A 25,672-nucleotide genomic window follows, 5' to 3' on the forward strand; every position below is an offset into this window, starting at 1 on the left:
GCATCGGGGATGGGGCGGCCGCCCTGGGCCACGCGGCTGTGGGCCGGTCCGCGCCCGCGGCCCTGCCCGCTACGGCTGGCGGGTTGGCGGTAGCGACGCGATCCTCGTCCACCAAAAACCTGGTGGCGACGTGCGCGAACAACGGAGAAGCCCACGTAGGCGAGGATGCCCACAAGAGCTGTGACCAAGATGCTGATGATGTTGTTGAACGGGTTGGAGAGGAAGGCGCCAATTTTGGCGAATAGCGACGCGCGCATGGTGGTTGCGGCGCCCACCTTGACCGTGCCCAGCTCCTGGCCGTCAAGAGAGACGGTGACGGTGCCCAGCTCTTGCGTGGCGGAGATGGGGGCCGTGAGCTCTTCTTTCCAAGTGGGGGTGATGGTGAGGTCGGACGTTTTGGTGTCGATGGGCACCGTGGCGTTGAAGGCCTCGAGCGCAACCAGTCCAACCTCGTCCCCATCGCTGGATTGAGCTATGGGGGCGGTGCCAAGATCGGCTCCCTCAGAGATGACGGCGCCGGACTGCCAGGCCTCGAAGCCCCACATAAACATGGTGTACATGTCGACAAAGTTGGCGGTGACCCCGCTGCCGGAATCTGTGTTTGGCGCGCCCAGCACCACGCCCATGAGGTTCATGTCGCCCTGGGCTGCGGCAGCCACCAGGCAGCGACCTGCGGCTTCGGTGTATCCGGTTTTGGCAGCCTGCACGCCCTCGACGTAGACGGGACCGTTGGCGTTGGCCAGCTCATCGGTGGACTCGATGGTGCGCGCCTCTTGCATGTTGGTGGCGGGCAGCTCCCAGGTGGCGGAGCCGGCGATCTCTACAAAGTCGGGCAGCTGAAGGGCGGCGTCAAAGATGAGCGAGAGGTCGTAGGCGGTGGTGTAGTGGTTGTCGTCATGTAGGCCGCAGGGGTTGACGAAGTTGGTATTTTTGCAGCCCAGCTCTTTGGCGCGCGCGTTCATGAGCTCCACAAAGGAGTCGACGCTGCCGGAGACGTGGCGCGCCAGCGCGTAGGCGCACTCGTTGGCGGAGGGCAGAAGCAGGCAGGCGAGCATGTCTCGCACGGTGAGGGTCTCGCCAACCTCGAGACCGGCGGTCATGCTGTTCTCGTCCAGTGCGGCAAAATCCTCTTCCGCAATGGTGACGGTGTCATCCAGCTTGGCGTTCTCTAAAACCAGAAGCGCCGTCATGACCTTGGTGGTGCTGGCGGGGTAGCGGCGGTCGCCAGAGTCTATGTTGAGCAGCACAGTACCCGTGGTGCGGTCTTTGAGGTAGGCGGACTGCGCCTGCAGCTCCGGCGGGGTGTCGGCGTTGTATCCGGTGTCTTCTGCCAGGGCGACGGAGGGCGCAAAGAGGGCGATGGGCGATGCGATAGGGGTGGCCACGGCGGCGATTAGGGCGGCAGCTAGCGCGGCGCGAAGCGTTTTGTTCGCGAGCCTGCGCAGGGCGGCCGCGGGCGCGTGGGAGAGGGGGGCGTGGTTGTGCTGCATGACGTAAACTCTCTACCAGTGCGTATAGGAGCGCTGTCTATTCTATCCCACTAAAGCGCACCTGTTGAGCGCCCATTTTTGGAACGGCGGCGCGCCGGTCGCTAGCGGGCGAGGATGACGTGTGTGTGCTCGCGTATGGCTGCAAGCTGCTCGGGTGTTGCCGCGTCGTCGGTGATAAGAGCATCCAGGCGGTCGAGGTTATAGAAGTTGTAGAAATCCATCTGGCCCAGCTTGCTGGAGTCCGCCACCAGGTAGCGCGCGGCGGATCGAGAATAGGCCAGCGACTGCAGGCGGCCTTCTTCGATGTTAGAGGTCGAGGCGACGGACCCCATGACCCCGTTGGCTCCGATGAAGCATTTGTCTATGCCCAGCGTGGCGACCATCTCTTCTGCGATGGGTCCCACAATGGATGCAGAGCGCTGCCGGTGACAGCCGCTGACCATGCAGAGCTCGACGTTATCTTGCGGAGCGAGCGTGTTGAAGACCAACAGGCTGTTGGTGACCACGCGCAGGGTGGTAGAGGGCAGGCTCGCCGCGATGGCGTTGCAGGTGCTGCCGGATCCTATAAAGATGGTGTCGTGTTCTTCGATAAGGTGTGCGGCGGCCTGTCCAATGGCGCGTTTTTGCGGCACGTGCAGGGCGAGCTTATCGGAATAGGAGCGCTCTGAGTAGGCGGGTGCGGACGCATGCGAAATGGAGCGTATGCCGCCGTGCACGCGCGCGACTTTGCCGGTGCCGGCCAGCTCGTCGAAATCGCGACGCACCGTCATCTCCGAGACCCCTAGGGCGGAGACAACCTGGCGCACGGAGACCGATCCGTTTTCCACGCAGAGGTCAAGCAGGGCTGCCTGGCGTTCGTTCTTTAGCATGGCAACTCCTTATCCGCAGATAACGCGGGTGTGCTCGGAGAGCTGGCGGTACTGCTCGTCCGTGATGTTTGAATCGATAAAGATGGCGTCGACGCCATCGATGGAGTAGAACGAGAAGAAGTCACGCTGGCCAATCTTGCTGGAGTCTGCAACCAGGTAGCGCCCTGTTGAGCGGTTGAACGCGGTTTGCAAAAAGCTGCCAACTTCGGTGTCCGTGCCAAAGACCTCGTTATGAAAGATGCCCGTGGTACCAATAAAGGCCTTGTCGCACACAATGGATTGCAAAGCGCGCTCGCCTGGCAGGCCGCGCAGAATGCTGGTGCGCCTGCGGTAGATGCCGCCGGAGAGGTAGAGCTCTATGTTGTCGCGATCCGCCAGGGCGGTGAAGACGGGCATGCTGCAGGTGATAACGCGTATGGGGCCGTCCGGTAGAAAATCAACCATAAACTCAACCGAGGTGCCGCCGCCTAAAAAGACGGTGTCGCCCGGCTGGATAATGAGGGCGGCCTGCCGTGCAGCGGCGCGCTTCTCATCAATATGCTCCTGCATCTTTTCAACGTGGGTAAGGGCATGCGTAAGCTTGGTGCCATGGGCGCTGCTTGGCATGCGAGCGCCGCCGTGGACGCGGACAAGCTTGCCCATGTTGGCGAGCTCTGAAAGGTCGCGGCGCACGGTCATCTCTGAGACGCCCAGAGCGTCCGAGATCTCTTTTACGCTGGCGGAGCCGTGCTCCGCGCATAGCTCGAGCAGGGCCTGGTGACGTTCAACTTTGAGCATGCGAACTCCGGGAACGACTAAAGACTACAAATGTTATATATGATGATAGCTAGAATGTTCGTTCAATCAAGTAAAAAATAAAAACGAACAATATAATGTTCGGATTAGGTTGAAAATGAGCCGTTTGTCGTCCAAAAGATACCGTTCACAGATGGATGAATAAGCTAAAAACGGCAATCTACCTGCATATATACACAGATTGGCTAGATTGGCCGTTGACAAAGATTGAACACGCAACGATTATAAAAAAGAACAATTGCGAACTTAAAAGCGCAAAAAACCTGTGCGCTTGAGGGATTTCGAATAGCTAACAAGATCTAAGCAAGACAAGATCGCGTTTGAAACTAGAAGAGGGGATTGGATAGTTCATGAGGATTGGTGTGATTCTTGCTAGTCACGGAGAGTTTGCGAAGGCCGCCCTGGGTGCCGTCGAGATGATCGCGGGCAAGCAGGCCGACGTGGCGACCCTATCGCTGACCGCCGAGAAGAGCCTGGAGACCTTCGAGGCCGAGATGAAAGACGCCTATGCTCAGCTGATCTCCGAGTGCGATCAGGTTGTCGCCCTGTGCGATATCTACGGTGGAACCCCGTTCAACGTCATCACTCGCTGCCTGGCCGGCGGTATGGACATGATCGCCTATACCGGCCTGTCCATGCCCGTGGTGGTCGAGCTGCTGCTCACTCGCGATGGCTTGGAGTCTGCGGAAGACATCCGCGCTCAGCTTGTAGCGGCACACGCCCAGGCCCAGGCAGAGATCAAGGCTCCGGTTGTAGCGGACGAGGATGAGGACGAGCTGGATCTCTAACAGTGGGTGGGGCCAAGGAGAACTCGTCCAAAAACGCTTTGGCCCGTTACCAATAATGGAAGGACGCCCGCAAAAAGGGCACCGATAAGAAAGGGCACGCACCATGGCACTCAAGCTTGTAGACATCGATGACCGTCTGATTCACGGCCAGGTGGCAACCACATGGATCCCGGATTACGGCATCGAGTCCGCGATCATCGTTTCCGACAGGGTCGCTAACGACCCCGTGCAGAAGTCCGTCGCGGGCCTGGCTGTTCCGGAGATCAAGGTTAGCGTCTTTGGCGTGGACAAGTTCATCGACGTTCTCAAGAAGACCACCCTCAAGAAGGCGACCATGGTGCTGTTCACCAATCCCATGGACGCGTTGAAGCTGCATGAGAACGGCCTGCCTTTCGATTACCTTAACGTCTCCGGCATGCGCTTTAACGATCAGCGCCACCGCCTGCACAAGAACATGTCCGTCACCGCCGAGGAGAAGGCCGCCTTTGAGGAGCTTATGGCGCTGGGCGTTGAGTGCTGGATGCAGACCACCACGCGCGATTCCAAGGAGCCGGTGAGCGAGCTGCTCAAGAATTACTAAGTTGGTAATCAGCTTCGAGTCCGCGGGGATTCGGGGTGTTCCCGGCGCTGGGGTGCCGGGAAGATATGGAAGGAGAGGCTTATGCTTCAGGCACTCTTGCTCGCCATTTGGGCGGGCCTGTGCACCTGGGACCAGTTTGGTCCCCACCTGGGCTTCCGCAAGCCCCTGTTGGCGTCCGTGGGCGTCGGCATCATCCTGGGCGATATGACGACCGCCATCATGATTGGCGCGACCATGGAGCTCATGTGGCTTGGCGTTAACAACATCGGCGCCTACGTTCCGCCTGATGTCATCTCCGGCACCATCGTGGGTGCTGCTCTGGGTATCATGGGCTCCACCGACACCGCCAGCGCCATCGCCCTGGCAGTCGCGATCGGTATCCCCACCGCCACCCTGGTCCAGCAGCTCAACATCCTGGTCATGACCACCAACGTCTCGCTGGTTCACGCCGCGGACAAGGCCGTCCTCTCCGGTAAGTTCAACGCCGTCAACAAGTACTTCTGGGCAGGCGCCTTCTGCTTCTTCCTCACCCGCGCCGTCCCCGTCTTCATCGCGACTGGCATCGGCTCCTTTGTGATCGAGGACATCATGGCCTTCCTGCAGAACCAGGTGCCCTGGGTTCTCTCCGGCTTCTCCACCGCCGGCGGCATGATGCCCGCCGTTGGTCTGGCGATGCTCCTCACCATGATGATGAAGAAGAACATGTGGATCTTCCTGCTCATCGGCTTTGTCATGGCGGCTTTCCTCAACGTCCCCACTGTCGGCATCGCTCTTGCAGCCTGCGCAGCCGCCGGCGTTTGGGACGTCATCACCGAGGGCCAGAAGAACCAGCCCGCCCCTGTGGCCGCAGCACCTGCTGACGGCTCCGAGACGGAAGAGGAGTATGATCTCTAATGGGAAAGATTTCAAAGTCCACCCTGAATAGGGTTCTGCTCAGGACCCAGGGCTGCCAGTTCGCCCACAACTACGAGCGCATGCAGTCCCTGTCCCTGACCTATTGCTTCGCCCCCGTCCTCGAGGAGCTCTACAAGGATGCTCCCAAGGAGGAGCGCGTCCACGCCATGCAGCGTCACCTTGAGTACTTCAACACCCACCCGCTGGCGATCCCCTTCATCCTGGGCATCACCGCCGCCATCGAGGAGTCTACGGACGAGGACCAAAAGGACACCGTCGTCGGCATCAAGACCTCTCTTATGGGCCCGTTCGCAGGCCTGGGCGACTCGCTGCTGAACCTCACCTGGTTCCCCATCGCAGGCTCCATCGGCGCTTCCATGTGCGTCGACAACGGTTCCATCGTGGGCCCGCTGGTCATGTTCCTGCTCATCAACCTGCTGTACTGGCCGCTGAAGTACTTTGGCCTGCACAAGGGCTATGAGATGGGTATGGATCTGGTCGAGAAGGCTGGCGTGGCCATCTTCGACCGTCTTGGCAACCTTGCCAACGTCCTGGGCGTCATGGTCACCGGCGGCCTTATCGCCACCACCGTCAAGCTCAAGCTCGCCGTGCAGTTCGCCTTTGGCGAGGGCGACCCGCTGGTTCTCCAGGACCAGCTGGACAAGGTGCTGCCCTACGCGCTGCCCGTCCTGCTGACCTTCATTTGCTACCGCTTGCTCAAGCGCGGCCAGGGCAAGAACTCCGCCCAGATCATCATCGGCTTGATCGTGTTTGCGCTGGTGTTCGCCGCCATCGGCTTCTACTTCCCCGCGTTTAAGATCTTCGCTTAATTCCCGTTTCAGCGACTATTCCAAAGCGCCCAACCTTCAAGGCGCGCTTCCCTCCCTGGGGGCGCGCCTTTTTCGGCTCAGGACAGCGCGTCCTGCGAGCCCCCAGGCAGGTCGTGTTGTCCTGAGCCGAAACCTTTTTGCCCTGGTGCCAAGCCGTGTGCCAAGGCGCTCTATCTGGACGAGGTCCTCGTCCAAAAACAATCGCGTAGACCAACGTATATGTTGAAAGGGAGAGTCATGAGAACGGTATTGGTGCTGATGGACACGCTGCGTCGCGACGTGCTCTCGTGCTACAACCCCCAGACTGAGGTGAAGACGCCCAACCTGGACAGGTTTGCAGAGCGTTCGTGCGTGTTCGACAACCACTGGATTGGCTCCGCCCCCTGCATGCCGGCTCGTCGCGACATCATGTGCGGCCGCTACAACTTTCTTGAGCGCCCCTGGGGTCCCATCGAGCCCTTTGACGTGACGCTGCCCCAATGCCTGCGCGCGGCCGGCGCCTTTTGCCACATCACTACCGACCACTGCCACTATCTGCGCACCGGTGGCGAGGGCTACCTGCAGGAATTCAACACGTGGGATTACTATCGCGGGCAGGAGGGCGACCCCTGGGTGAGCCGCATCGACGAACCCGATAACATGCCGGAGACCTTTTACGGCCGCGTGCGCGAGCAGTATCAGAAGAATCGCCAGAAGTGGCCGCATGAGGAAGATATGCCCAGCCCCAAGACCTTCCAGTCCGCATGCGACTGGGTGGAGGACAACAAGGGCAAGGATGATTTCTTCTTGATGGTCGAGGCTTTTGACCCTCATGAGCCCTTTGACGTGCCGGACAAATACATGGAGATGTACGGTGGCAAGGGCGAGCTTGACCGCGATTACTTCGAGACCCCGCAGTACAAGCGCGTCTCTGACACTGACCTCAACGCCGGTGCGGTCGATTACATCCAGCGCCGTTACCAGGCCCTGGTCACCATGACCGATCACTGGTTTGGCAAGCTGATCGATAAGCTGGACGAAAACGGCATGTTCGAGGACACCATGATCATGGTCACTACCGACCACGGGTACTTCTTGGGCGAGCGCGACTACATGGGCAAGAACTACATGCACCTGTATAACGAGCTGGCGCATCTGCCGTTCATCGTCCACTTCCCGGGCGGCGCGCGCGCCGGCGAGCACGCGCACCAGCTTACCCAGGCGATCGACATCATGCCCACCGTGCTCGAGGCACATGGCTGCGAGGTCCCCCGCGAGGTCACGGGCACCTCGTTGGTTCCGCTGATGACGGATCCGGACGCCCCCGCGCGCGACTACGCCCTGTACGGCGTGCATGGCATGACGGTGAACGTTACGGACGGCCGCTATACGTACTTCCGTGCGCCGGTTGAGGGCAACCAGCCCTGCTTTGAGTATGCGGCGCTGCCCCATACCATTCGCAAGAAGATGGGATCCGACTGCCCGGAGAAGATCGAGTGCGGCCGTTTCTTTGCCCGCACGGCCTATCCGCTGTTCAAGATTCCCTGCAAGCGTCCAGCGCAGATTGAGAGCGCCGCGCCGCTGGCAGAGGTTGCCCAGACCATGCTCTTTGACCTTGAGAGCGACTATGGTCAGAAGAACAACCTAGCCGGCCAGGGCTTGCCTGAAGAGCGCGAGATGATCGACTTGTTGCTGCGCGGCCTTGAGGAGCACGAGTCTCCTGCCGAGCAGCGCGAACGCCTGGGTCTATAGCCCTGTAGCTGATTAGATATCAAGCCGGTGGGCGCGCAAGCGTTTTGCCGGCTTTCTCATTGCGATATCTTGGAAGATGCCAAATAAGGAAGGAGGTGTGCGATGGGGAAGAGCAATGCTGCGCCGTCCTCTAATCGTCCTAATGTGCTGTTGGTGATGTGCGATCAATTCCGTGGCGACTGCTTGGGGATTGATGGGCATCCGGACGTGAAGACGCCCTATTTGGATACGCTGGCGGCCGACGGCGTGCTGTTTGAAAACGCGTATTCCGCCTGCCCCAGCTGCATTCCGGCGCGCGCCGGGCTGTTTACGGGCAAGACGCCCCAGCACCATGGCCGCGTGGGATACCAAGACGGTATCGATTGGAATTACGACCATATGCTGGCCCAGGAGATGCGCGACGGCGGATACCAGACCGCGGTGGTGGGCAAGATGCACGTGCATCCGCCTCGTTTGGGTTGCGGCTTTGAGCACATGCGCTTGCACGACGGCTACATTGGGCACTACCGCAAGGCGAACCTGCCGCATTGGATGCACCAGACGGTGAGCGATGATTACGTGCGCTTCCTTAAAAACGAGCTAGGCGAGTTCGCCGACGTCAACGGTTCCGGCGTCGAGAACAACTCCTGGATCACGCATCCCTGGATCTATGAGGAGTGCCTGCATCCCACCAATTGGGTTGTGGACGAGTCCATCCGCTTTTTGGAGACGCGCGACCGCACGCGCCCGTTCTTCCTCATGATCAGTTTTGTTCGCCCTCATCCGCCCTTTGATGCGCCGGCGTCCTATTTTGACTTGTACCGCGATATGGACCTGCGCGAACCCGCCCGCGGCGATTGGGACGACGAGACCGCGACGCAACGCGACGGCATGGTGTTGGACAGCGTGCACGGTTGCCGCGACGCGGAGCTGCGCCGCGAGGCCATGGCCGGTTATTATGCCTGCATCACGCATCTGGATCACCAGATTGGCCGCTTGATCACCGCATTGGAGAACGACGAGACCTACCATGACACCGTCGTCATCTTCACGGCGGACCATGGCGAGATGCTCTTCGACCACAGCTTGTTCCGCAAGGTGCTTCCATACGAGGGCAGCGCGCGCATTCCCCTTATCATCCACGTGGGCAAGAACGTGGCGCCGCGCGTGGTCCGCACCAGCGACAGTGCCGTGGAGTTGATGGATATCATGCCCACCATGCTGGAACTGTGCGGCATCGATGTTCCAGAAGACGTGGACGGCGTTTCGCTGGTGGGCGAGTTGACTGCCGGCGAGGCGATTTCTCGTCCATACGTGCACGGCGAGCATAGCCGTGATATGGAGCAGTCAAACCAGTACATTGTGACGCCGCATGACAAGTACATCTGGTTTACCCAGACCGGTCGCGAGCAGTATTTTGACCTGGACGCCGACCCGCGCGAGGAACATGACCTTATCGCCGACGAGGCGCATGCGGATCGCATCGCCCAGCTGCGCGCCGCGCTTGTGAGCGAGCTTAAGGGCCGTCCCGAGGGCTATGTGGTAGACGGCAAGCTGGTGGTTGGTCAAAAGCCTGCTACCATGCTGTACCAGTAAGCGCCGCCAAGGCGCCCGCATACGCGATTGCGTGCGCGGGCGCCTTGATGTGAGACGGGGGATAGACATGGATATGAAGGTCATTGGCTTTGCGATTTTGGGCCTCGCTATTGCGGGAACCATTTTTATGGAAGTTAAGAAGCGCACCATCTTTGCCAAGATCGAGCATTTCTTTAGCGAGCAGGATTACGCAAGCTGCCTTGCGCTTTTGGACAAGACTTTGACCCAGATGGTCTACCCCCGCTATAACCAGCTTTTTATGAGGCTCAACTGCCAGATGGGCCTTGAGAACGTAGGCGAGGCCACTCGCATCATCGACGAGATGATGGGCCTTAAGATGAACCGCGAGCAGCAGTTGGCGCTGTACAGCAAGGCATTTGCATTCTTTGTTGAGAACGAAGATAAGAGCCGTGCCAAAAAGGCGCTGGAGAGCATTGAGAAGATGGGCGACGAGGGGCTGGCGCAGGTGAGCCGCGAGACCTTCGAGATCTTCTTGAACCATTCGGACAAGTACCTCGACCAGATGCTCGCCAGGCTCGACGAGGCGGGCGAGGGCGAGCGCCTGCGCCTGTGCCAGCTCATCGCCGTCCAGTATGAAAACAGAAACGATAGCGCTTCTGCAGATGCCTATTACAAAAAGGCCGTCGACGCGCTCGACGCGCTGCAGAAATAGCGCATAAAGGAACAGGGTTAGCACCGAGCTATGACTTTTCTTGTTGCAGCGATCGCGTTCTTCGTGCCCACCATCGGAACCATCTGCGGCATCGGCGGCTTTGCTGGCCGTAAGGTGAGCAGCAGAATCGATGACCGGGCCGTGGACAAGCTCTTTATTGGCTTGATGGTTGTTATCATGGGTATCTGCGCGTTTAACATGATCAAGTACATGGGCGTCTAGCGTTTGGGTATCAAGTTTCTATTCGCTTTTGCTCATCGACCGCCTAAATCTGCAGTGTCTGCGGATAGCGAAATCAAGGAGAAGAATCGTATGGATCTGTTGGCTCAAAAGGATTCCTGGTTAGTCTACGCCCTATTCGCCATCGGCGCCGTTATGCTTGTCTACACGTTGTACCTGCTGGTTGAGCAGCGCCGCTCGCTGGTGTTCGAGGTTTCGCGCGGTCCGTGGACCTATGTGGTATCTGTCGGCCTTATTGTGTTCGCTGTCGGTTACTACTTCTTTGCGGGCCAGAGCCTTAAAGAGATCGCGACGGGTTCCGTGTTGTTTGCTTTCGCCATCTTTATGGCGGCGGTGCGCAACGGAGTCGGCCGTACTGGCGTGTACATTGACGGCGTGCGCTACGCTTGGTCAAAAGTCGATGCCGCGCGCGTTGCCAAAGATCATGGCAACCCGGTTGTGACTTTTAGGATCAAGGATATCGAGCGTCCCATTCGTCTACCAGGTTGCGATGTCAAAGAGGTCTCTCAGTTTGTGAGCGAGATGGGGAAGTCTTATGGCTTCAATACCAAGTAGGGTATTCGCTTTGAACCTCGTGCGCTCGCGCGCTAGCTCGACTCGTCCCGCGACCATTGTTTTCGGCATATGCCTGATACGGCCCGCCTTAACGCCTTTTCAAGAATGGCGTTAAGGCGGGCTTCTTTTTTGCAGCGCCCAAGCGTGTGGCACGCTTCGCTTGTGGTGGGGTGGGTGTGGGGCGAGCGATTGAAGGCCTCTTGCTGCGCTGATTAAGCTCGCGGTGCCCGTCCGCGGGAGGATGGGGTGGCGGGGTGGCGAGACCAAATAGGGCGTTAGTGCGGAGAGAGGTGAGTGTCAAAAAGTGCCATTATTTGGCACACCTCGATTCCGCACTAACGCCCTATTTGGTCCCGGCAGGCGCTTGGGATTGGGCGGGTTGCCGCACTTCCCAACGTGCTATTTGTTCTCGACAAATAAATCCCCCGGCAGGCGGTGAGCCGGCCGGGGGATTATCTTGTGCAAGCTGTCGAAGTATTGGCTTACTCGGAGGGTTCTCCGTAGGCGACCACTACGTTGATGGTGTCACCCGTCTTGGCGGAGCCGGTGGGGCTCCAGCTGATGACGTAGTCGGGGTGGATGCCCTCGTTGGTGCCATCGGCATAAGAGAAGCTGGGAACAAAGCCCGCGTTCTTCAGCGCGCTCTCGGCCTGAGCCTTGGTCATGCCGGAGAGGCTGGGGACGGAAACGGAGCCGCCGGTCTGGCTGCTGGAGCCGGAGTTATCGCTCGAATCGTCATCGTCGTTGCCGGGCTTCTTGCCCTTAGAGATGGTGATGGTGATTTCGGTATCAGGGGCGGCGGTACCGGTGTGGCTTTGAGCCATGACCGTTCCCTTGTCGTACTCGTCGCTGTAATCCTCGGCGTAGGCAACCTTAAAGCCGGCGTTGGTCAGCTCGTTGGACGCCTTGGCCTTGGTCATGCCTAGAACACCGGGAACAGCCTGCTCATCGGGGCCGGCGGAAACCTTGTATTCAACAACGGTGTCGACTTCTACCTCTTCGCCCTCGGCAATGGACTGCTCAAAGACCTCGCCCTTGTCCGCGTCGTTTGCCTCGGTGACCGCCTTGCCCTTAAGATTCGCCTGTTTCAGCGCGGCTTCGGCGGCTTCTTGGGTGCGACCGACAAGCTTGGGGACCGTGGTGGTCTCCGCGGGCTTCTCGCCCTTAGAAATGACCAGGGTCACTTTATCGGTAGTGTGGACTGACCTACCGCCGTCAGGGGTTTGGTCGCAGACCTTGCCCTCGTCCTGCTCATCATTGAATTCCTGGGTGATCTCTACGTTGGTGATACCCAAAGAGCGCAGGTTGTCGACGGCCGCCTCTTGCTCCCAGCCAATTAGGCTGGGCATGTCGACGGTCTCGCCGCCGCCAAGGAATTGGCTGGCAGCAAAGACGGCGAAAGCGATAACGGCGATAACGCCCACTACGATAGCGGCGATCTTGCCTTTACCCATGCCGTTGTCAACCGGCTCAAACCCGTTTGTGCTCGAGGGCGCTCCGCCGCGGGCGGCGTTGCGGCTTGCTGGGCGAGCGGTGGTCTGCGCTGCGGCGGGACGGGCCATCATCTGGGTGGAGTCGTTCATCACACGGGTCTCCGTAGCGCCCATGCCCGCTGCGGCGCCGATGACGCGGGTGGGCTCGGGGACGTCGACGGTGCGACCGGAGAGGTAGGTGTTCAGCACGCCGCGCAGCTCTTCGGCGGACTGGAAGCGATTTGCGGGGTCCTTTTCCATGCAGCGCAGGATGATGCGCTCGAGGCTTGGGTCTACGCTGGAATTGATCTGGCTGGGCGGCACGGGCATCTCGTTGACCTGTTTAAGGGCAACGGAGATGGCATCATCGCCGTCAAAGGGAACGCGACCGGTGGCGCACTCGTACATCACGACGCCAAGCGAGTAGATGTCGCTCGTGGGGCCAAGCTCCTGGCCGCGCGTCTGCTCCGGGCTCACGTAGTGGGCGGTGCCCAGCACGTTGTTGTCCTGGGTGAGGTGGCTGTTCTTGGCGCGGGCGATGCCAAAGTCCATGACCTTGATGTTGCCATCGGGCTGGACCATGATGTTTTGCGGCTTGATATCGCGGTGGACGATTTCATGCTTGTGGGCAACAGAGAGGGCGGCGCAGATCTGCGAGCCAATCTGGGCGACCTTCTTGGGGTCCAGCGCGCCGTGGCTGCGGATGCCGCTCTTAAGGTCCGTGCCGCGCAGGTATTCCATGACGATGTAATAGGTGTCGCCATCCTTGCCCCAGTCGTAGACGCCGACAATGTAGGGGCTTTGCAGGCCGGCCGCCGCCTGGGCCTCTTGCTTGAAGCGCGCGGCGAACGTGGCGTCGCCGGCGTATTGCGGCAGCATGATCTTGACCGCGACGGTACGGTCCAAAACCTGATCCTGCGCACGGTAGACGGTGGCCATGCCGCCCGATCCTACCTTGTCTTTGAGAAGGTATCGACCTCCCAAAACCCTCTGCTGTTCCATGTGAGCTGCTCCTTTAAACTTCTGAGCGTTTTAACCAAACTATACGGGATGCGATGCGTGCGAAGTATTAGTGAGGCACCCTATCACAACCCTTGCGCGGAGAGTGCGGCGGAAAGTACCTGGCTGGCTACGTAGGTGGCTTTGACGCCGTGCACGTCGTAGTTTTCCAACATAACGGAGATCGCCACGGTGGGCGTATCGTACGGCGCGAACCCAACAAAGACGGAGTTCACGTGGGTACCGGTTTCTGCGGTGCCGGTCTTGCCGGCAACCTTGACGCCTGCGACTGCCGCGGCGCCGCCCGAGCCCTCCTCAACAACGTCGAGCATGGCTTCCTTTACCTGCTGGGCGGTGCTGGAGCTTACGGCTTGGCCAAGGGAGCGCGGCTGCGTGCTCTTAATAACCGTGCCCTCGGGCGAGAGGGTCTGCGCGACCACGTAGGGGTTCATGGCGATGCCGCCGTTGGCGATGGCTGCCGCCATGACCGCGTTTTGCATGGGCGTGGTCTGCGGGCCGGCGGTGTGCCCCTGGCCCACGGGCTGGCCGGCGCCCGCCCATGCCAGCTCCCATTCGGTCATCAGCGAGGGGTCGGGCATGATGGAGGCCGCGGTCGAGAAGTCCAGGCCAAGGGGCTGCCCGTAGCCAAAGGCGTTGGCGTGCTGCACCAGGGAGGTGGCGCCTACCTGGTTGGCAACCTGGCCAAAGACTACGTTGGACGAGACCGCGAAGGCGCGGCGCAGCGAAATGGTGCCAAAGTTGGCGTTCTCATAGTTGGTGACGTCGGCGTTGCCGATCTCCATGCTGGAGGGGGCGCTGTAGGTCTCCTGCAAGCTGGATGCGCCGGTGTCAAGCGCGGCGGCGAGCGTGATCACCTTGAAGGTGGAGCCCGGCGTATAGAGCGCCTGGGTAGCGCGGTCGTACATGGAGACGCCGGATTCCTCGGTTGCGCTGATCGAGGCCTCGACGTCGTTGTTGTCGTAGCTGGGCGCGGTGGCAGAGGCCAGCACGGCGCCGGTGCGCGGGTCGAGGACCACGATGGCGCCGCTCATGCCGGAGAGCGCTTGCTCGGCGGCCGACTGAATGCGCGAGTCGATGGTGAGCTTGACGGAATTGCCCGGCTGAGAGATGCCTGCGAGCGAGTTCACCGCATTCATCCAGCTGGAGTAGTCCTTGGAGCCGGTGAGCGTCTCGTTCATGGTGCTCTCGACGCCGGCGGTGCCGTAGCGGGTGGAGTAATAACCCACCACGTTGGCGGCAAGGTTGCCGTTGGGATGGGAGCGGCTGTACGTACCGTCCTCGTTCTGAATGGATTCGGCCAGCGTCACGCCATCGGATGTGATGATGGAGCCGCGTTTGACGTAGGCCGCGCGCGCGATGCTGTGGTTGTTGATGGACATGTTCTGGTAGTCCTTGGCCTTGAATACCTGGATGTAGGTGAGGTTGCCGACAAGGATCGCGAACAGGGCCGTGAAAGCGAAGACCGCTACGGTAAGACGCTTGGCGAGTGCGACTCGTCCCAAAACACCGGATTCGGGCGTGTCGAGCAGACGGCGGCGCAGACGGGAGCCGGGGCGCGCGTGCGATCCACCAGCGGAGCCGGTGAGGCCCGCGGCGGATGCGTTGCCGCCATAGACGCGGGTGCCCGCCGCGCTGACGCCGCCAGGGACGGGGACGTCCTGCGCGGCCATGATGCCGGTGCCAGAGAGCTCGGCTTCACGGCCCGTGGCCTCATCGCCGGCGCGCAGTAGAAGCGCAACGATGATGAAGCTCGACAGCAGCGAGGAGCCGCCCTGGCTCATGAAGGGCAGGGTGACGCCGGTAAGGGGGATGAGGCGGGTGACGCCGCCGACGATGAGGAACGCCTGGAAGGAGATTGCCGCGGTAAGGCCGCTGGCGCAAAATGCGGCGAGGTCGGACTTGGCGCGGGCGGCGGTGGTGAGGCCGCGCACGGCGAACAACATGAACAGGAACAGGACCGCGGCGCCGCCCAGAAGGCCCATCTCCTCACCGATGGCGGAGAAGATGAAGTCGGACTCGACGATGGGGATCAACGTGGGCATGCCCTTGCCAATGCCCGTGCCCACCAGGCCGCCATCTGCCAGGGAGAACAGCGACTGCACCAGCTGGTAGCCATCTCCGGAAGGGTCGGCGAACGGGTCGAGCCAGATCTGGAAACGGGTCTGCACGTGGCTCATGACCTTGTACGCCCCAAAACCGCCCACGGCCAGCAGCACAAAGCCGATGACGACGTAGGAGATGCGGCCCGTAGCAACGTAGAGCATCAGCAAGAAGATGGTGTAGAACAGCACGGCGCTACCCAGGTCGCGTTCAAAGGCAACGATGAGCATGCAGATGCCCCAGACCACAAAGAGCGGCAGCAGCAGTTTGAGGCGGGGGACCTTAAAGCCCAGCACCTCGTGGTTGGAGATGGAGAGAAGCTCGCGGTTCTCGGCCAGATAACCTGCTAGGAAAAGGACGATGAAGACCTTTGCGAACTCGCCTGGCTGGATGGAGAAGCCGCCAATGGTGATCCACAGCTTTGAGCCGTAGATCTCCGTACCGATAAAGATGGGTAGCAGCAGCAGCAAGATGCCTATGGCGCCCAACGAGTACTTGTATTTTTTGACCACGTCCAGGTTTTTAACCAGCGCAAGCGTTATGACCATAAGGACAATGGAGGCAAAGAGGATGATTAGCTGGTTCATCGCCAGCTCTGGCTTGACGCGCGTAACAAACGTGATGCCGACGCCCGAGAGCAAGAAGACCACGGGCAGAATCGCGGGGTCGGCTCCGGGTGCCAGGATGCGCACGGCGATATGGGCCGCGGCAAAGGCGGCGAACAGGCCGAGGGGCACGGCGAGCGTCTGGAACGTCAGGGCGGTTCCGGTGGTGATCACGTACATGGCGTACAGCAGCACCACGGGGAACGCGGCCGAAATCAGCAAGAAGAGCTCGGTGTTGCGGCGGCTGCTCACTGGGCATCGCCTCCAGAGGTCGGGTTTTCAGCGGACGAGGAAACCGAGTTGGCGACATCGCCTGAAGAGGCGGTGCCGGGGATGGCGCTGCCGCTATCGGCCTCAACGCCAGAGCGCACAACATTGGCGTCCTGTATCTGCTTGCTTTGGTCTTCGTCAATCTGCTCGCGGTATTTGGAAACCGTCTTGGCCGCGGCCTCGACGCTCTCCTGGGGAATGCCCTCGCGCAAGCGGTTTTGGGTGTCCTCGGGCAGGTCGCTTAGCATGACGGACGTCTCGTCCTCAAGCCAGTGCAGCTCAAAGCCCATAACCTTGTTGGGGACGCCCTTGTAGATGGCGACGGCGTCGTCCTTGACGCCCAGGTACACCGAGTTGGCGACGGATGCCAGCGCGATGACGCCTATGAGGGCGAGCAGCGCGACGACGGCGCTGATGACGGCGATAACGTTGCGGCGGCGACGCTTGGAGATCTCGCGCAACTTGCCATCGTCTACCACGTCTACCACCACGACGGTGCAATTGTCGGAGCCGCCGGCGGCCAGCGCCGCATCGACTAGATTGTCGGTGCAGATTTGGGCGGTGGACGATTGGGTGGCGATATTTTCGATCTCGCCGTCGGGAATCATGCTGGACAGGCCATCTGAGCACAGGATAAGGCGATCGCCCTCTTCGATATTGAGGGAGAAGTGGTCCGCGTACATGGCGGGGTCCGAGCCCAGCGCGCGTGTGATAACGGAGCGGTTGGGGTGGACGCGTGCCTCGTCTGCGGTGATCTCACCGGCGTCCACCAGCTCCTCCACATAGGAGTGGTCGCGGGTGACGCGGATGAGCGTGCCCTCGTGCAGCAGGTACGCGCGCGAGTCGCCAACGTGGGCGATGGCGATGGTGTTGCCCTCTATATAGGCCGCGGTGGCGGTGCAGCCCATGCCCGGCTTGCCCAAGCCGTTGAGCGCGGCTTCTATTACCGCGGCGTTGGCGGCTTCGATTGCTGCGCCCAACAGGGCGGGATCGGCGGTGTGTGGGGCTGTTTTGGCGATGGTCTCCACGGCGATGGAGCTCGCGACCTCGCCCGCGGCGTGGCCGCCCATGCCGTCGCACACGCAGAAGAGCGGCGACTGGACCAGGTAGGAATCCTCGTTATGCGAACGCACGCAGCCCACATCGGAGCGCGCGCCCCACATAAGCTGCGTGGTGGTGCCGGCGTCATAGGTTGAGTCGGCATCGATGAGGTCGTCCGTGACGGGGGCGAAGCTCTGGGTTGAACCGGGATCCTTGAGCTTGGCCTCGACGGCGGCGACGTCTATCTCCGCGGTGTCCGCGGGCGAGGTTTCCGCCTGTGCGTCGTCCTCGTCTCCATCGGCGCGTTGCGGCGTATGGGCTGCAGGGGCAGCTGCGCGCGCGGCATCTGCAGCGTCAGCGGCGTCGACGGAGCCTGCGGCGCCGGCGACGGCATCGGAGGAGCCTGCGTCGCTGGATGGCGCGGCGTCCTCTGCGGGGGCGGCAGCCGCTTCGAGAAAGCCGGGTATCGAGCGGGCCTCGCCCACGTACTCCGCCGACGCCCCAAAGAGGTCCTCGCTATGCGAGTGCTCGGCATGGGAGCGGTCCGCGTGGGGTCGCTCTGCGCGAGGGGCATCTTCTTGGGGCGCGTCTGCGTGAGAGCCGGCGGCAAGCGTGGAGGCAACGTGGGCGGCGGCGAGCGTCTCCAGCTCATCGTCCGCCTGTGCGTTGGCCTGTGCAACGTGCGCGGCGGCAAGCGCCTCGAGCTCGTCTGCGGGCTCGAGGTCGAAAGCGTCTGCAGGGCGCTGCGTGAGGTTGTTCTCCTCGTCCGTCATCGGCGGTTCACCTTCATGACAACGTCGCCGATCTGGACCTCGTCACCCTCGCGGAGGGTGGCGGGCTCGACCAGCTGGCGACCGTTGACCAGGGTGCCGTTGAGCGAGTTGAGGTCTTCGATGACCAGCGCGGGCCCCTGCAGCGAGAAACGGGCGTGCGATGCCGAGACAAACGGCTCGTTGATGCAGATGTCGGAGCTGGGGGAGCGGCCGACGATGACCGGGCCCAGCATGTCCACGTGGATGCCGCGGATACCGCGCGGGCCCTTGTCGACGTCGATGGTCCAGATCGCGGAGTCGCGACGCTGGCCGCGGACCAGGCCCACGCCCGTCTTCATGACGGCAAACAGGAAGATGTAGAGCAGGATGACCAGGACGATGCGTCCCGCAAACAGGATCAGGTCGATCATATGGCGGCTCAGCCCCTAAACTCGAACGTGCTCAGGCCAAAGGTGAGAAGGTCGCCGTCGCGCAGCGGGCAGCGCGAGATGCGGCGGTTGTTGACCAGGGTGCCGTTGGTGGAGTTGAGGTCCTCGATGGACCAGTCGCTGCCCGTGTAAGTGAGCTGCGCGTGTCGGCGGCTCACGTTGGGGTCGCGCAGGACCACGTCGGCGGCGGCGCGCTCGCGGCCCACGATGCAGCGGGCGCCGTTGATGCCCAGCGCCTCGCCGGTCACCACATCGACCAGCTGGGCACGCGGTAGCGCCGGTTGCTGGGGTCGGGGGACGTAACGCTGGGTACGGATGCCGCAAGGCCGGCGGCGGCCCCGGCGGCAGCGCCTGCGGCGGCGGCTCCGCCCAGGCCGGCCATCGCGTCGCGCGTCATGGTCTGCGGCACGGGGATGGGGGCTGCGGGGTCGATGGGGTTGGGTGCAAACGGGTCGGCTGCCGGTGCGAAGGGGTCTGCGGGGGCAAACGGGTCTGCCGCGGGCGAGGGCACGGAAGAAGCAAGGTCTCCCTGTTGGGAGCCCGCGCCTGCGAAGGCTGCGGCGGGCTGCGTCGCCGGACGGGTCTCGACGGGGGCGGGGACGCGCTGGGGCTTCTGCGCGCCGGTGAGGCCCTTTTGGTAGGCGCGCTCTTCCTCGTACAGGCGACCCAGGGTGGGGGCGTCCACGTTCTCGGCGAAGACGGAGAAGCGGCCGCTCTTAAGCGAAGGGTCGATCATAAAGCGAACCAGGGGCTCGCCCACAAAGACATAGCGCTTTTTATCAGCCTGCGCCTTGACCAGCTCGCTCACCTCTGCAGAGAGCTGCGGGTAATAGGGCGCCATGAGGGGATCGTCCTCATTGGCGATAAGGATGGTGTAGAGCGCCGGCGCGGTGTTGACGCCGTTTATAACCAGCGTCTGATCTTCCATCTCGCGCGCGGCCTGCCTGGCGAGCTTTTTGAACGAGAACGGCGCGCGCGTGGCGCCAAAGATGCCGGCGACGCGGTCTTCGAAGATATTGAGGAAGTTCACGAACGATCACCTTCCGGAACATGCTTATAGCCAAGTGTGTATGCACATATCCAAACGATTATAGAGGAAAGCCCTCCGCTCGCCCCCGCTGTTAGGACCTGCGCCGTTGACAAGCTGGCAATTTCCATAGGGTGCGCAAGACACAGCAACGCGGGGGAAACGGCCAGCGGCAGCGCGTACGCCAGTGCAAATGCGCCGGTTCCGAGGGAATCTTGGTATCGATTCCAGGCGAGGCGGTGCGCAAGCGAGATGCCCGCTGATAGGGCTGCGGCGCCCGCGATTGCCATCAGCGTGTCCGGCGAGGCTAGGGCCGCAAAGGCGACATCTATAGGAAGCTGGCCCGCGCCTTGGGACGCGGCGAGCATGAGGGCGGAGAACGCGGTGCCAAGAGCGATCGAGACCGCGGCGGTGACCGGCGAGAGGAAGTAGCCCGCCGCGGCCGCGACCGGCGCCAGCGCGGAGGGGCTGCTCGCGACGACGGAGAGGGCCATGCACGCGGCCAAGGCCATCGAGGCGGCGGGGACGGTGCGGCCCCACACCAGCCACCAGGCGGCGGCGAGGGCGAAGATGAGGACGATGGTGGGGATCCCCGCGAGGGACGCGGTGGCGCTGGTGACCGTGAAGACCAGGCCGGCGAGCGCCAGCGCGGAGCCCATTTGCGGCGCGGCTCCCGCGGCGGCTCCAACAGCGAGCGCCGAGAGCAGGCATGCCAGCGGGTTTGCAACGCCTACGGTCTGCATGAGGGAAAATGTGACGGCAGCGACGGAGGCGCCGGCGACAAGGCCCATGGCGATGCGCCGGGCGCGCGGGTCGCGGCTGCCCAGGTGGCCTTCTGCAGGGTCAAGCTCCCAGGTGCGCTTGGGCGCCAAGGAGTCCTCGTCCTGCGATTCTTCCTCGTCCGACGTAAGTTGGTCGATCATGCGCGCAAGGCTCTTGCGGCCCTCGCGCGGATTGCCCAGGTTGTACAGAAAGCGGTCGCCAAAGTCCAAGACGGAGGAGATGCGCATGGCGGGGTCTGGGTCCAGGGCGCTCAAGAGCGCTTGCTCGGCGAGCTCCGGCAAGTCCGGTAAAAGGGTGCCGGGCAGGACCACGCCCTCGTTGATGCGGGTCATGGAGTCGATGGGCGAGCCGGCGCGGAAGGGCGCGTCGCCGCAGAGCGATTCGTAGAGGACGCAGGCGAGCGAGAAGATGTCGCTGCGTTCGTCCACATAGTCGCCGCGCAGCTGCTCGGGCGGCATGTAGCCGATGGTGCCGCCGCGCGCTCCGCCAAAGCCCGCCGCGCTGGTGAGGGTCGCCATGCCAAAGTCGGTTATCTTGACGTGCCCGCTGCGGTCGATCAGCACGTTGGCGGGCTTGATGTCCAGATGGAGCACGCCGTTCTCGTGGGCGTAGGCGACGGCCTGCACCAGGGCGTCTGCGATGCAGGCGGCTTCATCGTAGGTGAGCGAATTGCCCTCTACCTGCGAGAGGAACTCTTCCAGCGACATGCCGTCGACGTATTCCATAACCAGATAGGCGTACCCGGCATCATAGGTGAAGTCGATGACGGAGACGATATTGGGATGCTGGAGCATGCTTGCCGTGCGCGCCTCCGCGAGCGCGGTGCGCGTGGTCTCTGCTGCGGTGCGCGTGTAGGGCGACGCCAAGGGCATGCGCTTGATGGCGACGCGCCGCTGCAGGCGCCCGTCCAAGCAGATTTCGACGCTGCCAAAGCCGCCGGCGGCCCGGGTTTCGAGCGGTCGATAGCGCTTGAGCAGGGCAGATGCCGCCGTGCCCGCAGGCTGTGGCGCGGGGGCGGGGGCCTGCGCGAAGTTGGCGCGCCGGGGTTGCTGAGATCCCTGTTGGAGCCGTTGCTGCACCCGTTGCGGCGATCGCTGTGACGAGAAGAGTGGCATGAAGATGCCTTTCTGGTGCGTTTGAAGTGTGTCTAAGGCATGCGTTGCCGCATTTTATCACGCTGCAGATGGCGGAACCGTGGAGGTGTGGAACCGCGAGGCGCCGCGCGCACGTCGCGCGGTGTCTGCCCGCATCCCGCTCGTGTTCCTGCCCGTACGGGGCGGGCCCGGCTCCGCTTGCGATGAGAACCACAAACGGTCGTTTTTCTGGCTTGGAGACAAAGGAAAAAGCGTCCATTTGTGGTTCTCACGAAAAATGCGCGACGGACGGGTCTGAACAGCGCCGGCCGGGGGCCGGGGCCGGGGACGGCGCCAGCCGGGGGCGGGGAGATGCTGATTGGCGATCAGGAGTTGAGGCGGGGAACGCCGTGCGCATCAAGCAGCGCTGCGAACTCATCGGGTCTGTATACAAGGGGGAACGCGAAACGGAAGATGACGGGGCGATACGTCGTAATGCGGGCCTCTCGCTCCCGCTCGGCCATTACGGTGCCAAGGTCGAGCGGGGCCCCGCCCTTGTTGGCGTACTTGCCCTTGCCGTCAAGTTCCCCCAGGATAAGGTGGTCGCCTACGTCCCATCCGTAATCTATCCTGTACTCTATTGAGGGGTTGAGCGGGTCCGTGAGGCGCACTTGCAGGTCAGGCGTCTTGAAACCCAGCTCGATCATGACGCCGCGCGCGTACGATTCCCCTCCGTTTTCGCTGAGCCCGTTTGCATGCGACATCGTCCTGAGTGCTTTCTGGACCCCCTTCTGGTCGTGATAGCGCCGTTCGATCGCGCGGAGGTAGCCCTCGCGCGAGGTCCGAGTGGTTCGAAGGGCGGAGTCCGCTATGGCAAGTCCTTGGGGGAACGTGCAGCTTTTTAGGCAATCGAATAGCGTTCTGGTCATGTCGGTGGCGCGCAGCCCCATGACGGTTCTGATTTCGAACGAGTCGACGGCGTGGTGGACGATATCGTTGGCGATCCGGCTTCGGTGCGAGATTACATGGACGGGTTTTAGAAGGCGGTTGGAGAGCTCGAGGCCGTGAATCAGGGCGGCGCTGAAGCTGCAGAAGACCCATGTTGGATGCAGATGCTGCAGCCCGCGGATAATGCGCCATGCTTGCGCCCGCTTGGTCATGTCCGCAGATTCCCATCGGGCGGCGCTGACGAACAGCCCTTTTGCGGGCTCCTTCACGCTGCCGGAGTTGACGCGGGCACGCAGCAGCCTTTTCAGGTGGCGATCGCGCGGGGCGAAGCACATCCCTTTCGCATCGGCTTCCGCGAGCAGCGCATCGAGCGTCCGATCATAGGCTTTACTCATGGATCGTCCTCACTCTTCCATATGCATGCCCATATGCATGTGTTGCGGGGTCCCGCGCTTCCCATGCGGGGGCGGTATGGGAAGCGCGGCGCAACAAAGGATGGAGGATGCCGCAGCGGCGAATCTTCCGCATATCGTCCCAATATGTGCGCTCCATAGGCGGCCAATCTGCTTTTACGAGCTACGTTGGCGGCGTCTCCGCGATGTCGGGGGCTCCGTAAGCGACAAAACGCACAAAAGGAACGCTTTTTCGCATGATGACTGGCTGGAAAAGCGTCCTTTTGTGCGTTTCATCAACGTTGTCGTCAATATTGTCATCAACATTTTCATCAACATTGTCGTCAACATTGAATAGCTCTGGACGAGCCGGCGGGGGTGGTCCGCCTATCGGTTGGGCGTATCCGGTCCCATGGAGCCGGCGGGATAGCGCTTGGAAGCGAGGAAATCGCCAAACTCCGTGGCGGTTCCCAGGGTGAAGGAGTCGACGGGGAACGCCACGCCGTTCACGCCGAAGATGGCGACGAACATGGCGTCGTCGTGCTGGAAGTCGGTGAACTCGGAGAATTCGTAGCGCTGCGAGCGATCGTCGGAAGCAAAGACGATCGCCGCTTCATCGGTTACCACGATGCGACGGTGGCGTCCGCCCATCTCGCTCTCGTCCTTCTCCATGGAGCGAATGTAGCGCCGGGCGAGGTTCTGGTACATGTTGGAGCGGTACCACAGGCTGTACGCGCCCACGGCGACAAAGAAAATGCCGGCCCAATGCAGCGACTGCGGCGAGAAGATCCACAGCAGGCCAATCGCGATCTCGATGCAGCCCATCAAAAGCAGAGCCCCGCGGCGCTTTGCGCTCACCTGCATGCGCGCGAAGCGGGTGAGGAGGTCGTCGGTGTATTCGTATTCGCAGATAAAGCGCGGGCGGCGGCGCTCGGCGGAGCCGTCGACGGGGGCGGTCCCGTCTACATTTTCAACGCACGCGACGGCATCGATGGGGGTGGTTGAAGGGTCGGTCGAAAGATCGCTCATGTGGCTTCCTCTCCATGCGGCCGTGCGTATAGCCGCGCCCGCCAAAAGGTATCATGGGTAAACACGCATCCGGCGCGGTCGCGCGTCGGCGGTGCGGTAAGCGAGTATATACCCTGGGAGGTGGACGAATATGAGCGCTGACTCGGCAGAGGCGGCGACGCGCTTGGCGGCATACGACGCCTTTGCGCGCGATGTTCGCAGCGAGCTTGCCCAGACGGGCGAGCGGATGGAGCGGCTGAGGTCCCAGGGCAAGGTCAAGAGCGCCACCTACCGGCAGCTCTTCGCTATCCGCTCCATCCTGCGAGACATTGACCGCAGGCTTGCGGAGCGCGGGCTGTAGCCCCAGGCCTTTGCGTTTCCCGTTCATCCTCGCGCGCATACGCGTCGTTGTTTCAGCATGTTATAAGGAGGAGAGCTCCCATGGAGTCGCTCTACAGAAAATATCGTCCGCTGACGTTTGAGAGCGTAGTGGGCCAGCAGCATATTGTGTCCACGTTGCAGCACGCCGTCACGGAGGGGCGCCTGTCCCATGCGTACCTGTTCTGCGGCCCGCGCGGAACGGGCAAGACCACCATGGCGCGCATCCTGGCCAAGGCGCTACTGTGTCAGAAGGCCCAGGGCGACCATGGCTGCATGCCAGATGGCACCTGCCCGGAGTGCGAGGCCATCGCCGAGGGCGCGCACCCGGATGTCTACGAGCTGGACGCCGCAAGCCGCACGGGCGTCGACAGCGTTCGCGAGGAGATTATCAACTCCGTCAACTTCGCCCCGGTGCGCGGCACCTATAAGGTCTACATCATCGACGAGGTCCACATGCTGACCACGCAGGCGTTCAACGCCCTGCTCAAGACGCTGGAGGAGCCTCCCAGCCATGTGGTCTTTGTCCTGTGCACCACCGATCCGCAAAAGCTGCTGGACACCATCCTGTCGCGCTGCCAGCGCTTCGACTTCCACCGCATCTCAAATGAGGACATTCTGGCCCGCATGCGCTACGTGTGCGAGCAAGAGGGATTCTCATATGACGAGGAAGCGCTGGAGATTGTGGCCAAGCACGCCCGCGGCGGCATGCGCGACGCGCTTTCCACCCTGGAGCAGCTCTCCGTCTTTGGCGGGGGCTCCGTGCGCCTGGCAGATGCCCGCTCGCTTTTGGGCGAGGTGTCCTCGACCATTCTCGCCCAGTTCGCCAGCGGCATCGCGTCGCGCGACGTGGTGGAGCTCTTTGGCTTGGTGCGCACGCAGGTGGACGAGGGCAACGACCTTATGGAGCTTACGCGCGACCTGGTGGGGCACGTGCGCGACGTTTACACCGCCTTTGTCGCGGGTGCCAAGCCCGAGCTGCTGGACTGCACGCCCGAGGAGGCGGCGGCGCTTAAGGAGGAGGCTTCTCTCTTTGAGAACGCCGACCGCCTGGCGCGCGTCTTGACGGTTTTGGACGATGCCGCGCTTGAGATGCGCAACGCCAGCGACATGCGTCTGGTGTTGGAGATCGCTCTCACCAGGTTGGCCCGTCCGGAATCTGATTTGACGCTTGTAGCTTTGGCCGAGCGCCTGGATCGCCTGGAGGCAAGGATCGCCTCCGGCGTGCCCGGCGCGCCCATGGACGCTGCGGCGCTCGCCGCGCTGGGCGGTGCCGTCGCCTCCGCTTCGTCCACCGGCGCCAGCCGCCCCGCTAGTGGTATCTGAGTCGGAGA

Annotated in this window: 23 protein-coding genes; 11 read left to right on the forward strand and 12 right to left on the reverse strand. The window is 62.1% G+C overall.

Features of this window, described 5'->3' with window-relative positions; translation table 11 throughout:
* From HMPREF9452_RS11305 to HMPREF9452_RS05625, 3 genes are all read right to left on the reverse strand, one after another.
* A partial coding sequence (locus HMPREF9452_RS11305) for a D-alanyl-D-alanine carboxypeptidase family protein (protein WP_009141162.1) occupies window positions 1–1,490 on the reverse strand: 1,490 nt, incomplete at its 3' end.
* 101 nt (window positions 1,491–1,591) lie between these two features.
* On the reverse strand, window positions 1,592–2,359 hold the full coding sequence (locus HMPREF9452_RS05620) for a DeoR/GlpR family DNA-binding transcription regulator (RefSeq protein WP_009141163.1): 768 nt from the start codon (window positions 2,357–2,359) through the stop codon (window positions 1,592–1,594).
* 9 nt (window positions 2,360–2,368) lie between these two features.
* On the reverse strand, window positions 2,369–3,136 hold the full coding sequence (locus tag HMPREF9452_RS05625) for a DeoR/GlpR family DNA-binding transcription regulator (protein ID WP_009141164.1): 768 nt from the start codon (window positions 3,134–3,136) through the stop codon (window positions 2,369–2,371).
* A gap of 380 nt (window positions 3,137–3,516) precedes the next feature.
* Here HMPREF9452_RS05625 and HMPREF9452_RS05630 point away from each other — a divergent pair, with 380 nt between their 5' ends.
* The 9 genes from HMPREF9452_RS05630 (at window position 3,517) to HMPREF9452_RS05670 (ending at window position 11,020) form a co-directional block, all read left to right on the forward strand.
* Window positions 3,517–3,942, forward strand: coding sequence for a PTS sugar transporter subunit IIA (locus tag HMPREF9452_RS05630; protein ID WP_232205028.1), 426 nt, complete (start codon window positions 3,517–3,519; stop codon window positions 3,940–3,942).
* A 103-nt stretch (window positions 3,943–4,045) separates the two neighbouring features.
* A complete protein-coding gene (locus HMPREF9452_RS05635) occupies window positions 4,046–4,522 on the forward strand; it encodes a PTS system mannose/fructose/N-acetylgalactosamine-transporter subunit IIB (protein ID WP_009141166.1) in 477 nt (158 codons plus the stop codon).
* 81 nt (window positions 4,523–4,603) lie between these two features.
* Window positions 4,604–5,416: a PTS mannose/fructose/sorbose/N-acetylgalactosamine transporter subunit IIC gene (locus HMPREF9452_RS05640; RefSeq protein WP_009141167.1), complete on the forward strand. Its 813-nt coding sequence runs from the start codon at window positions 4,604–4,606 to the stop codon at window positions 5,414–5,416.
* On the forward strand, window positions 5,416–6,246 hold the full coding sequence (locus HMPREF9452_RS05645) for a PTS system mannose/fructose/sorbose family transporter subunit IID (RefSeq protein ID WP_009141168.1): 831 nt from the start codon (window positions 5,416–5,418) through the stop codon (window positions 6,244–6,246). The genes HMPREF9452_RS05640 and HMPREF9452_RS05645 overlap by 1 nt, the downstream gene beginning before the upstream one ends.
* 237 nt (window positions 6,247–6,483) lie before the next feature.
* Window positions 6,484–7,977 carry a sulfatase gene (locus HMPREF9452_RS05650; RefSeq protein WP_009141169.1) on the forward strand — a complete coding sequence of 498 codons (1,494 nt, stop codon included), beginning with the start codon at window positions 6,484–6,486 and terminating at the stop codon, window positions 7,975–7,977.
* 102 nt (window positions 7,978–8,079) lie between these two features.
* Window positions 8,080–9,552 (forward strand): arylsulfatase, encoded by a 1,473-nt coding sequence (locus HMPREF9452_RS05655; protein ID WP_009141170.1) that lies wholly within the window; start codon window positions 8,080–8,082, stop codon window positions 9,550–9,552.
* Between the two features lie 67 nt (window positions 9,553–9,619).
* Window positions 9,620–10,225, forward strand: a complete 606-nt coding sequence (locus HMPREF9452_RS05660) for a hypothetical protein (protein ID WP_009141171.1) — start codon at window positions 9,620–9,622, stop codon at window positions 10,223–10,225.
* 30 nt (window positions 10,226–10,255) lie between these two features.
* Window positions 10,256–10,447: a hypothetical protein gene (locus tag HMPREF9452_RS05665; protein WP_009141172.1), complete on the forward strand. Its 192-nt coding sequence runs from the start codon at window positions 10,256–10,258 to the stop codon at window positions 10,445–10,447.
* 90 nt (window positions 10,448–10,537) lie between these two features.
* Window positions 10,538–11,020, forward strand: coding sequence for a hypothetical protein (locus HMPREF9452_RS05670; protein WP_009141173.1), 483 nt, complete (start codon window positions 10,538–10,540; stop codon window positions 11,018–11,020).
* A 482-nt stretch (window positions 11,021–11,502) separates the two neighbouring features.
* Here the strand turns inward: HMPREF9452_RS05670 and pknB are convergent, their stop codons facing one another.
* The 9 genes from pknB to HMPREF9452_RS05720 all read right to left on the reverse strand — a co-directional run bounded on the left by pknB (window position 11,503) and on the right by HMPREF9452_RS05720 (window position 23,981).
* Window positions 11,503–13,494 (reverse strand): Stk1 family PASTA domain-containing Ser/Thr kinase, encoded by a 1,992-nt coding sequence (pknB, locus tag HMPREF9452_RS05675; protein ID WP_009141174.1) that lies wholly within the window; start codon window positions 13,492–13,494, stop codon window positions 11,503–11,505.
* Window positions 13,495–13,577: 83 nt separating this feature from the next.
* The gene (locus HMPREF9452_RS05680; protein WP_009141175.1) at window positions 13,578–16,469 is read right to left on the reverse strand and encodes an FtsW/RodA/SpoVE family cell cycle protein; all 2,892 of its coding nucleotides are present in this window, start codon (window positions 16,467–16,469) and stop codon (window positions 13,578–13,580) included.
* The gene (locus HMPREF9452_RS11310; RefSeq protein ID WP_009141176.1) at window positions 16,466–18,301 is read right to left on the reverse strand and encodes a Stp1/IreP family PP2C-type Ser/Thr phosphatase; all 1,836 of its coding nucleotides are present in this window, start codon (window positions 18,299–18,301) and stop codon (window positions 16,466–16,468) included. Before HMPREF9452_RS11310 ends, HMPREF9452_RS05680 begins: the two co-directional genes overlap by 4 nt.
* On the reverse strand, window positions 18,298–18,711 hold the full coding sequence (locus tag HMPREF9452_RS05690; RefSeq protein WP_009141177.1) for an FHA domain-containing protein: 414 nt from the start codon (window positions 18,709–18,711) through the stop codon (window positions 18,298–18,300). Before HMPREF9452_RS05690 ends, HMPREF9452_RS11310 begins: the two co-directional genes overlap by 4 nt.
* 8 nt (window positions 18,712–18,719) lie before the next feature.
* Complete coding sequence (locus HMPREF9452_RS05695) at window positions 18,720–18,980, reverse strand: FHA domain-containing protein (protein WP_232205029.1); 261 nt, start codon at window positions 18,978–18,980, stop codon at window positions 18,720–18,722.
* Window positions 18,974–19,759 (reverse strand): DUF3662 domain-containing protein, encoded by a 786-nt coding sequence (locus HMPREF9452_RS11315; protein ID WP_009141179.1) that lies wholly within the window; start codon window positions 19,757–19,759, stop codon window positions 18,974–18,976. Before HMPREF9452_RS11315 ends, HMPREF9452_RS05695 begins: the two co-directional genes overlap by 7 nt.
* Window positions 19,756–21,654, reverse strand: coding sequence for a serine/threonine-protein kinase (locus HMPREF9452_RS05705; RefSeq protein ID WP_009141180.1), 1,899 nt, complete (start codon window positions 21,652–21,654; stop codon window positions 19,756–19,758). The genes HMPREF9452_RS11315 and HMPREF9452_RS05705 overlap by 4 nt, the downstream gene beginning before the upstream one ends.
* A 344-nt stretch (window positions 21,655–21,998) precedes the next feature.
* Entirely contained in the window at window positions 21,999–22,955 is a 957-nt protein-coding gene (locus HMPREF9452_RS05710) for a hypothetical protein (RefSeq protein ID WP_009141181.1), read from the reverse strand.
* A gap of 384 nt (window positions 22,956–23,339) precedes the next feature.
* Window positions 23,340–23,981 (reverse strand): hypothetical protein, encoded by a 642-nt coding sequence (locus HMPREF9452_RS05720; protein ID WP_009141182.1) that lies wholly within the window; start codon window positions 23,979–23,981, stop codon window positions 23,340–23,342.
* Window positions 23,982–24,111: 130 nt separating this feature from the next.
* On the opposite strand from HMPREF9452_RS05720, the gene HMPREF9452_RS05725 reads away from it, so the two are divergent.
* Window positions 24,112–24,321, forward strand: coding sequence for a hypothetical protein (locus HMPREF9452_RS05725; protein WP_009141183.1), 210 nt, complete (start codon window positions 24,112–24,114; stop codon window positions 24,319–24,321).
* Window positions 24,322–24,401: 80 nt separating this feature from the next.
* Window positions 24,402–25,664, forward strand: coding sequence for a DNA polymerase III subunit gamma/tau (gene dnaX / locus HMPREF9452_RS05730; RefSeq protein WP_009141184.1), 1,263 nt, complete (start codon window positions 24,402–24,404; stop codon window positions 25,662–25,664).
* The last annotated feature ends 8 nt before the right edge of the window (window positions 25,665–25,672 follow it).

This window comes from Collinsella tanakaei YIT 12063 (assembly GCF_000225705.1).
In the GTDB taxonomy this organism is placed as follows: Bacteria; Actinomycetota; Coriobacteriia; order Coriobacteriales; family Coriobacteriaceae; genus Collinsella; species Collinsella tanakaei.